General features: G+C 40.6%; 6 protein-coding genes and 2 pseudogenes (2 of these 8 cut by a window edge). 5 read left to right on the forward strand and 3 right to left on the reverse strand.

What is annotated here, in order from left to right:
* Positions 1 to 41: 41 nt before the first annotated feature.
* Genes COU90_01870 through COU90_01890 form a run of 5 tightly spaced genes read left to right on the forward strand, consistent with a single transcriptional unit; the run spans position 42 to position 5,958 of the window.
* A complete protein-coding gene (locus tag COU90_01870) occupies positions 42 to 1,187 on the forward strand; it encodes a hypothetical protein (GenBank protein PJE64566.1) in 1,146 nt (381 codons plus the stop codon).
* 2 nt (positions 1,188 to 1,189) lie between these two features.
* Positions 1,190 to 2,347, forward strand: a complete 1,158-nt coding sequence (locus COU90_01875) for a hypothetical protein (protein PJE64567.1) — start codon at positions 1,190 to 1,192, stop codon at positions 2,345 to 2,347.
* A gap of 21 nt (positions 2,348 to 2,368) precedes the next feature.
* A complete protein-coding gene (locus tag COU90_01880; GenBank protein ID PJE64568.1) occupies positions 2,369 to 3,430 on the forward strand; it encodes a hypothetical protein in 1,062 nt (353 codons plus the stop codon).
* A gap of 21 nt (positions 3,431 to 3,451) precedes the next feature.
* Positions 3,452 to 4,489, forward strand: a complete 1,038-nt coding sequence (locus COU90_01885; GenBank protein ID PJE64569.1) for a hypothetical protein — start codon at positions 3,452 to 3,454, stop codon at positions 4,487 to 4,489.
* Entirely contained in the window at positions 4,486 to 5,958 is a 1,473-nt protein-coding gene (locus COU90_01890) for a hypothetical protein (GenBank protein PJE64570.1), read from the forward strand. Before COU90_01885 ends, COU90_01890 begins: the two co-directional genes overlap by 4 nt.
* Here COU90_01890 and COU90_01895 read toward each other — a convergent pair.
* Complete coding sequence (locus tag COU90_01895; GenBank protein PJE64571.1) at positions 5,845 to 6,657, reverse strand: hypothetical protein; 813 nt, start codon at positions 6,655 to 6,657, stop codon at positions 5,845 to 5,847. The two genes, COU90_01890 and COU90_01895, sit on opposite strands and share 114 nt — an antisense overlap.
* A 111-nt stretch (positions 6,658 to 6,768) precedes the next feature.
* A pseudogene (locus COU90_01900) lies at positions 6,769 to 7,150 on the reverse strand (hypothetical protein); it runs 65 nt beyond the window's last position.
* Positions 7,103 to 7,150 (reverse strand): annotated as a pseudogene (locus tag COU90_01905) (hypothetical protein); it runs 981 nt beyond the window's last position. Before COU90_01905 ends, COU90_01900 begins: the two co-directional pseudogenes overlap by 113 nt.

Consider the following 7,150-nt stretch of genomic DNA (forward strand, 5'->3'; position numbering starts at 1 on the left):
AAATGGTATACTAATCATATCATACACACTTTAGGATAAGGATGGAAAAAAGCAAAAAAGGTATTATTATATTTTCAACGGCATATCTTCCCTTTATAGGGGGAGCAGAACTTGCCGTGCAGGAAATAACAAGCCGTATCCATGAATACCAATTTTTTCTTATAACGGCACGTATGGATAGAAAGATACCAAAGGCGGAGCACGTAGGTTCCGTTTTGGTGTATCGTGTAGGCGTGGGAATACCATTTTTTGACAAAGCATTATCCCCGATCCTTGCTTTATTTAAAGCGCGAAGGATTATGAAAAAATATTCCATCCACGCACTCTGGGGCATTATGGCAAGCTATGCTTCTGTAGCACCTATTTTATTAAAGTTATTTCATCTCAATAAAAATATCCCGTTTCTCCTTACTCTTCAAGAGGGAGATTCCGAGGATCATATTGCTCATGCGCGTTTTGGACTCATTTCATATACGTGGCGCCGTGCTTTACGGTCTGCGGATCATGTGCAGGTTATTAGTACGTATCTTGGCAGTCGTGCAAAAGCATATGGTTATCAAGGCGCGATGTCTGTGATTCCTAATGGCGTAGACGGAAACCTATTTAAGGAGAAAAAAACAAAAAAGGAAAAGAAAAAAATTATCATTACAACATCCCGGCTTGTTGAAAAAAATGGCGTAGATATTCTTATACGGGCATTTGTGCTAGTAAAAAAAGAGATAAAAGATGCGAGGTTGTATATAGTAGGAGATGGTGCGTGTAAAAAAGATCTGGAAAAGCTGGCAAGCAATCTTGGTGTGAAAGATCATGTAGATTTTGTAGGGGAAATACCCTTTAATCAAGTGCCGGCATATCTTTCGAGGGCTCATGTTTTCGTTCGTATGTCGCGCTCGGAAGGGCTTGGTACGGCATTTTTGGAAGCCATGACGGTAGGACTTCCGGTTATTGCGTCCCGTGTGGGGGGTATACCTGATTTTTTAACGCACGAAAAAACGGGCCTTTATGCAAAAAATAATGACGCAGAAGATGTTGCAAAGCATATAATACGTCTTTTAACGGATGAAAAGTTATATGATAATCTTTCCCGTAACGGGAAGGCGCTTGTTCGGGAAAAATATTCTTGGGATGATATAGCGAGTCGCATGAATAAAATATTTAACAGGATCGGAGCAAAAACTTCCCAATAACCATGAATATAGTAATTGCTACCGGTATATTTCCGCCGGACATTGGCGGTCCGGCAACATACAGCAAGTCTCTCGCAGAGGAATTTTTTGCGCGCGGACACAGAGTTACTGTTGTTACTTATAGCGATGCGGCGCCTTCACGTCATGATCCGCGGTATACTCTTCGCTGTATACCGCGTTTTATTCCGAAAGGATTGCGTCATATGGTGTATGCATATTATATTGTACGAAGCAGTATATCTGCGGATGTTATGTATGCGCAGGATCCTGTAAGTGCCGGTGTGCCGGTGTACATAGCATCACTCATAATACGAAAAAAATTTATTCTTAAGGTAGTGGGTGATTATGCATGGGAACAGAGTATACAGCGCTTTGGCGTTACCGATCTTCTCGATAATTTCCTTGTAAAAAAATATGGATTTCGCATTCAAATGCTTAGGTGGATCCAGTCTCTTGTGGCACGAAAAGCATGTAGGGTTATTGTGCCGAGTATGTATTTAAAATCCGTTGTACAAACGTGGGGTGTTTCGGAGGATTATATTGCAGTGGTGTATAATGCCGTTCATGTACCGGATATTCCTTACACAAAGGAAGAAGCAAAAAAAGAACTTAATCTAAAAGGGACGATACTGCTTTCCATAGGCCGTCTCGTTCCCTGGAAAGGGTTTCGTATGCTTATAGAATTAATGCCGACATTGGTGGCTCAAAAAAATGATATACGGCTTATCATCGCAGGCGACGGACCTGACAGGGAAGAATTACAAAAAAGAGTATACGATATTAATATGCGGGAGTATATAACTTTTTTGGGTGCGGTACCGAAAGAAAAACTTATGCGGTATATTCTATCTGCGGATATATTTTTACTCAATACGGGCTATGAAGGATTTTCTCATCAACTTCTTGAGGTCCTTACGATTCCTATTCCCATTATTACAACTACCGCCGGAGGAAATAAAGAGATCATGCAAAGTGAAGATGAGGCAGATTTCCTTGCGGTAGAGTATAATAATGCAGATGCATGGGAACGGGTCATTATGCGTGTTTTGGGAGATGCTTCATTGTATGCGCAATTGTCTCGGCATACGGGATATGATAACCATATCTATACCACGGATGATATGGTAGCAAAGACATTACAGGTGTTTTATGATGCGTAATTAACTATTAGACATATCAATATGAATATTCTTATGTTGAGCAGAGATCCTGCGGTAAAAGACCATGCATCGGATACGGCACAGCGATTGCAAGAATACCGTAATCTTGTTGATGATATGCATATAGCCCTTCTTGATATGAAGGGGAGTGCGTTTTCGCGATTACGCGGTTTGTATATGGAGGGACGAGCATTTCTTGCGCTGGGTAATAATAAGGGAATGCTTATAACGGCCCAGGATCCGTTTGAGGTGGGGCTGGTGGGGTATCTATTGCATATGCGTTTTCGTGCCCCTCTGCAATTACAAGTGCATACGGATTTATTCAGCCCATATTTTAGGCGCGAATCTTTTAAAAATCGTATACGAGTGTATATGGCATTATTTCTTTTAAAACGCGCCGACTGCGTGCGTGTAGTAAGCAGGCGAGTTAAGGATTCTCTTGTAATGCATGCCAAAGTTAAAGAAGAACGTATTACGGTACTTCCCGTTTTTGTTGATGTAATGTCGTACACTCACCTTCCGCGCATTGATGATGAGCATAGTATTATATTTCTCATCGTTTCACGTCTTTCAAAAGAAAAGAATATCCCTCTTATTTTGCGGGCATTTTCGGTATTGTCAAAAAAACATACCAATGTACGACTTACCATTGTGGGAGATGGGCCGGAAAGAGAAAATTTAGAGCGTTTGGTGGCACGTCTCGGTCTTAAGCCGCTTGTTGAATTTAAAGGAAGACGAGATGCGGTGGTAACATATTATCAGCTTGCAAGTTGTTTCGTGCTCGCATCAAATTATGAAGGATATGCGCGTACGGTGGTAGAGGCGCTTGCATCCGGCACTCCGGTAATCATGACAGATGTTGGTGTGGCGGGGGAGGTTGTCACGCATGAAAGCAACGGACTTGTTGTACCGGTGGGAGACGAAAATGCTTTTTTGAATACCATGATTCGTATCGTTGAAGATAAAAATCTTCGGATGTATTTATCAGAGGAGGGAAAAAAAATAATTTCCGCATTGCCCGCAAAGGAATTATATTTGCAGAAATATAAAGAATCCTGGGAGAAATGTGGACCCTTGCATTAATAATATAATTTACATGTACGCATGAAGACAAAAATCTGCTACGTTCTGAATGAATATAACGAGAATACTGATACGCACCTTGCTCATACGTATGTGTTTCTTCATGCCCTGCAGAACACCAGCGGTGTGGATGTAAGGATTGTCTCCTTGAAGAAAGGAATATATGCAGGATTTTTTTCTATTAAAAATGCGCAAAAAAATGGGTATGAGATTTATGTGCACTATTCTTTTAAGGGGGCGTTGATGGCATGGTTGATAACACGCATATATGGCGGGCATGTTTTTTATTGGAATTGCGGTATGCCTTGGTTGTATAAGAGGGGATTATTTGAGGAAAAAATGTTTCGGTTTATTTTACGGAATACGGTTTTCGTAACCGGAACGGTGGGTATGGCGAATGAGTATAAAAAGCATTATGGTCTTAAAGAAGAGCATATACGCATAGTGCCGAACGCAATTAATATATCACAGTTCCAAAATGATAATAAAAGAGATGTACGAGAAATGCTTTCTATTCCACAAGATAAAAAAGTTATACTATTTGTTCACCATCTTTCTCGCAGAAAGGGGGCACATATGCTCCCGGAGATTATAAATCATTTTAACGGCAGGGAAGATGTTATGTTTATCATCGTAGGTTCGGGACCGGAAGAAGAGTATTTAAGAAAGACCTTGCAGGTCGTACAACGTACATTGCATGTTGCAGTACGCCTTGAGGGGTGTGTGCCAAACAAGATTGTAGCGCAATACTTTACCGCATCAGATATATTTCTTATGCCTTCAGAGGAAGAAGGATTTCCTCACGTACTTTTGGAAGCAATGGCGGCGGGTATCCCGTTTATAGCATCCAATGTGGGAGGCATACGGGAAATTATTCCTCCCGATTTTGTTCATTATACATATCCACCAAATATGCCTGATATGTTTGCAGATGGTTTACAAAAGCTTTTATCGGACGCAAAAGAACGGGAATATATTTCCGTAAAAGAACGGGAGTGGATCAAACGATATGATATTTTTCGGGTGTTGCCGCAATTTTTGGCATTATTTCAGAAATGAATAATTTATTGCAAAATATATGGCAAAAATACCACACGGAATTTCTTATATTTTCCGGGACATTTTTGGTGCGCCTTATTGTCTTTGGTGCTCTTTCGTATTATGCCGTAACAACAGGAACTCTTTCGTCAAACATCGAAGTGCGGCAGTATCCCGTTATTGGAAGTGATTCAGGAGGGTATATCGCAACGGCGCGTCACATGCTTGCTGAAGGGGAGTTTGCTTCTCCCGGGGCGGGTGAGCCGCAAAGTTATCAAGTGCCGATATACCCTCTTTTTCTTGCAGGCGTCATGGCTTTATCAGGGGGAACGACGATTATTATTTTATTGCAAATACTAATTGCAGGATTATCATCCGTACTTGTATATAAGTTGGGAAGTATTATTTCACATACAGTCGGTATAGGATCTGCTCTACTGTTTATGGTTGATCCTATAAGTGTATTCTTTTCAACGACTATTCTAACAGAAACGATATTTATATTTTTTCTCCTTCTTGCGATATATATTCATATGCGCTTTTTTGGTTCATTATGGAAAGGTGTGTTGCTCGCCGGTATCGTATTAGGTGTTGCGACGCTAACACGCCCGAGCGCCATTGTATTGCCGCCCATTTTTGTCTTAACATTTTTATTGACACACACGCTTCCAACTATAAAACAAAAGCTTATACCTATGGTGGTATTTTCATTTGGTTTTTTTCTTGTGGTATTCCCCTGGCTTTTGCGAAATAAGGTCTTATTTAATACATGGGAATTAACAGCTGTTGCCACCATACAATGGTACGACTATAATGCGCCGCTCTTTTACGCTCAACAGCACAATATTACACATACTGAAGCGAAAGATATATTTCGAAGTCGCCTGTTCGAAATAAATCCGTATAAGAATAATGATGGAACATTACAAAATACGCCGTATATGCGGCAGGTGGTATACGAGTTCTTACGTGAAGATCCTCTTGGATATGCAGGGTTTCATATTATAAAAACCATACCGTTCTTTGTATCCGACGGACTTCGGGATATTGCGCGTCGTATGGAATTAGTGGGGCATCAGCCGAATATCGGGGACGCGGTGCTTCGCTTCGATCTGCCGAAATTACAGCATATTCTGTTTGAAAGCGGACGCTCTTCACTGCTTCTTATTACGGGATCCGGTATGTGGGTGTTTATTACGTTAGGTATGATTATAAGCATGTTGGGATATCGTCGTTTAAACGAAAGAGCACGTCGTATACTTCTTATAAGCATACTTGCGGTATTCATGACTATGCTGATTGCCGGCGGACCCAATTCAAGTGCGCGGTATCGTCTCAGCATCAGTCCGTTTATGTTTATTGCGGCGGCTTACGGATTATGGCTTTTCCGTGAGTTCTTGCATGCGCGATTCAATCGTACGCAATCCCTTCCAAATGTTCTCGATAAAAAGGAGAGGGAGATAAAACGTATATCCGATAAGGAGATATGAGGTATAAGGAAATATGAATCCAAACGGTGTGAAATAATGTTCCCCAATAAGAATAAGGGCAAAAAGAATGATAGTGATAAAAAAATCTTGAAACTGATGAAAAAATCTAAAGAAAGGATAGGTGTGCTTATATTGTTTCCGTAAATCGGCAGTGTTTTCTGCTATTTGGGATGCAGGAAAAACATCAGTATGTTTAATATATTTTTTAAGGAATATTTGATATGAAAGCCCGTGGCCGGCACGAAGGAAAGCAGAAGTAAGTGCAGTAATCGTTCCTAGAATAATAATAAATTCAGGACGGAATATTGTTTGATTTGAAAGTCCCCATGCAAGTCCCAAGAAAAATAAAGATGGTACTACCAGGTGATTAATTTCATCCAAATATATTCCTTTAAGAGAATATATTTTTTTATAACGCGCAATTTCTCCGTCCACTCGATCTAAAAGCAAGTTGAGATAAAAAAAGAAAAGCCCAAAAAGTTTAATATGCCAGTCGGGAGATAATAGGCATAAAGTTCCGGCAACACCAAAGAGAATACTTGTGATTGTAATATGATTCGGCTTCACGGGCACCGTCAAAAGGATGCGTGTTATAAAAATAGACGGTCCGCGCTGAAAGAGGCGATATCCCCACGGACGCTCCCGACCTTCTATTTTTTCTTTTTGCGTTATTTCCCGCAGTTCACGGATTGATTCCATGATAGTTTTGTAAACTTCATAAGCCGGGAAATCTTATGAGATTCACGAGGTTAAACCTCGTGAATCTCATAAGATTTTTTTTGAAAGCTGGAGAAGCTGTTTTGTTAGTTGTTAGTGTCCTTTTATTATAGCCAATGGCCGTATATATGCTACCGGTTTTACTATTCCCGCTTCTTCCATAGGTGTTATTACCGCCTGAAGTCCTTCATCTGTGCGATGGGGGACTTTGATTATTTCTTTCTCCTTTCTCTTACTCACTAGGGTGTAATGCGTAAAGTCCGGTTTACTTTTTCCTTTCCTATCAAACATATCAATTGTGCGTCCCGCTGATTGTGATGCTGATGCAAATGTTGCGTTGGTTTTTGTACCGCCAATACCAATATAAGAACGGGTATGAAAACCGGCAATCATAACAGGATTATCGGGAAGAACATGTACCGCATCGTTACGGTGTACGATAAATTCTTGTCCGTTGTGGGTTTCCTTGCGGATA

The organism is Candidatus Ryanbacteria bacterium CG10_big_fil_rev_8_21_14_0_10_43_42 (assembly GCA_002793915.1).
Lineage (GTDB): Bacteria > Patescibacteriota > Minisyncoccia > Ryanbacterales > 2-02-FULL-48-12 > 1-14-0-10-43-42.